Source organism: Streptacidiphilus neutrinimicus, from assembly GCF_000787815.1.
Classification (GTDB): domain Bacteria; phylum Actinomycetota; class Actinomycetes; order Streptomycetales; family Streptomycetaceae; genus Streptacidiphilus; species Streptacidiphilus neutrinimicus.
On record NZ_BBPO01000172.1, the window covers coordinates 1160 to 3779 of the forward strand.

The 2620-nt window shown below is 70.0% G+C and carries 3 protein-coding genes and 1 pseudogene; 1 reads left to right on the forward strand and 3 read right to left on the reverse strand.

Annotated elements, in window-relative coordinates; translation table 11 throughout:
* Positions 1-770: IS5 family transposase (locus TR48_RS38285; protein ID WP_369405646.1), on the forward strand; the 770-nt coding region annotated here is incomplete at its 5' end.
* Positions 771-782: 12 nt separating this feature from the next.
* On the opposite strand, the gene TR48_RS38290 is transcribed toward TR48_RS38285, so the two are convergent.
* The 3 genes and pseudogenes from TR48_RS38290 to TR48_RS41450 all read right to left on the reverse strand — a co-directional run.
* Positions 783-1274 carry a hypothetical protein gene (locus tag TR48_RS38290; protein WP_063771155.1) on the reverse strand — a complete coding sequence of 164 codons (492 nt, stop codon included), beginning with the start codon at positions 1272-1274 and terminating at the stop codon, positions 783-785.
* A gap of 119 nt (positions 1275-1393) precedes the next feature.
* Positions 1394-1534: a hypothetical protein gene (locus TR48_RS44120; protein ID WP_161789993.1), complete on the reverse strand. Its 141-nt coding sequence runs from the start codon at positions 1532-1534 to the stop codon at positions 1394-1396.
* Between the two features lie 628 nt (positions 1535-2162).
* A pseudogene (locus tag TR48_RS41450) lies at positions 2163-2620 on the reverse strand (DDE-type integrase/transposase/recombinase); the annotation flags it as partial.

The window sequence follows — 2620 nt, forward strand, 5'->3', positions numbered from 1 at the left end:
AGATCACCCTCGCCGCACTGCCCGTCCCGCCGTGGCTGGAGGGCCGCGGTGGGCGTCCGGCCCGGTACTGCGAACGCCAGCTCATCGACGCGGTCCGCTACGTCGACGACAGCGGCTGCAAGTGGCGCCAGCTCCCGGCCGACTACCCGCCCCGCTCCGCCGTCTACGCCTACTTCCAGCGCACCGCGCAGAACGGCGCCCTGGCCGAGTACCACGACCGGCTCCGTGACCGCGTCCGCGAGAGCGAAGGTCGCGCCGCCCAGCCGACCGCGGCCATCATCGACTCCCAGTCCATCCCCGCCGCCGAGACCGTCTCCGCAGGCCACCGCGGCTACGACGCCGGGAAGAACATCGACGGCCGCAAACGCCACATCGCGGTGGACACCCTCGGCCTGCTCCTGGCCTGCCTGGTCACCCCCGCGAGCGTCCCCGACCGCGACGCCGCCGAGCCACTGCTGCAGTTCCTGCACGACCGCTGCACACACGTCAGCCTCGTGTGGGCCGACGGCGGCTACACCGGCCTCCTCGTCGAGTGGGCCCTGGCTGCGCTCGCCCTGACCGTCGCCGTCGTCAAACGCGCCGACGACACCAGCGGCTTCACCGTCCTGCCCCGCCGCTGGGTCGTCGAACGCACCCTCTCGTGGATCTGCCGACGCCGTCGCTGCGTCCGCGACTACGAGCGCCTGCCCGCCCACCACCTCGCCATGGTCACCTGGTCCATGACCATCCTCATGACCCGCCGCCTGGCCCGGCGAGTCGGCCGACCGTGATGAACCAGGCGGTCAGGCCGCCGCCCGCACCACCGCCCAGGCGAACCGGCCCCGATCCGCCTGCACCGCCCACCCCCGCACCACCAGCCGCTTCGCCTTCGCCCGCACACCCTCCACGACCGAGACCGTCGCCTCCAGCCCGAGCAAACGCGCCAGCTCACCAGCCTGCAACGGCTCCGGGGACGCCCCCAACACCTGCGCCAGCTCCCGATAGATCGGCGGGAGCACGTCCAGGCCCATGCCGGGCTCCCGCGTCGGCACAGCCACCCGAACCCCGCCGTCCGCCATCGCGCCGGCCGGGCCGATCGCCACCGCACCACCCGGGCCAGCGGACTCCCCGCGCAGCACGTCCCGAAGCGTCTCGCGGGCGATGACCAGGCGCGAGACCTCCGCCTCGGCCTCCCCGAGAGCAGCAGCCAGCCGGGCCGCCTCGCTCCGGAGACGCTCGACCTCGCGCCGAGCCCCAGCTTCCCGCTCCTCCACCAGCCCCAACACCGACGGCACCAGCAACCTCCAACCACAGCGATAGAGACGAAACACCACATCTCTCCCACACGGGAAGGAAGTTCACGCCACCCCGACGATCACCCGATCCAGCGGTCCGGAGGGTTAGTGATCACGCTCTAGGCGACCGCCGCAAATGCGAGACCGATAGGGACCACCCCGTTGAGCGAGACGTTGGTCCCGGAGGAGCTCGTCCCGGCCGCCGCGAAGTGTCCGGCCAGCAGATGACTGGCGGCGATGGCCAGGACAGCCAGACCCACTCGGCACTGATGCGCGCCGGTTCACGGACCGGAGGACCGGCGGCCCCCGGTGCCCACTGGGAACCGCCTCCGGCGCGTACTGCTCGGTACACGGCAGGATCAGCAAATGTCCGAGCCTCCCCGCGGCTACCTCCAGGCCGGCCCCGATCACCTCGGCAGCATCCGTCCGCCGAGGCCACAACACCTCCGGTAGCAACACGTGGGTCGCCTGACAATCCCGGCACCGAGCCCGACGCGGACACACCGCGACCGAGAACCCCCACCAGCGCGGATCACCCGCGGCCAGCCGTGTCCCCACAGCGTCAGCGCGATACCGCATCCGGGGCAAGCCAGCTCGCTCGTCCGCAGCTGACGTTCCACCAGCACGACGTCGACGTCCACGATGAGCACCTGGACATTCATTCGTCCACGTTCGTGCACACGGTGTCGTTGTACACGAATCGAAGCGAGGCCGCCCACCCGGCACAAACCTCATCTCCACCGCCAGTGGCGCCAAGCCCGGCCTACGCGCTAACACAGAGAGTCGTCCAACACACGGGCGGCCAACGCCCCAGTCTCACCGAGGACCAGGCTTTACGACGTACCGAACAAGACTGCCCAGTGAACCGCACCGGCTTGGCCGGAGACTCTATGGTGTGGCTGTGACCAGCTGTTTTGTGGCTGTCAGGTAGTAGTTGGCTTCGTATTCGGCGGGCGGGACGTGGCCTATTTCACCGTGGGTCCACCCACTCGGCAGTGGCGAGCTCGACCTCGGACAGCGTGCGCCAGGGCCGCTGGGGCTTGATCAGCTCGGTCTTGTACAGGCCGATCGTCGACTCCATCAGAGCGTTGTCGAGCGCGTCGCCGACCGAACCGATGGAGGCTGCGATGCCGGCCCGGTCCAAGTGCTCGGCCAGCGCGAAAGACGTGTATTGGGCGACCCCGCGTCCGAATGGTGCGTCAACCCGCCCACCTCCGGGCGTGTTCCGGTGCGGTCGCGCTGCCACAGCGCCATCTCCAACGCGGCCATGACCAGTTCGGTGTGCTTGGTGGTGGCCGCAGACCATCCGACGATGCGGCGGGAGAAGGTGTCCACCACGAACGCGA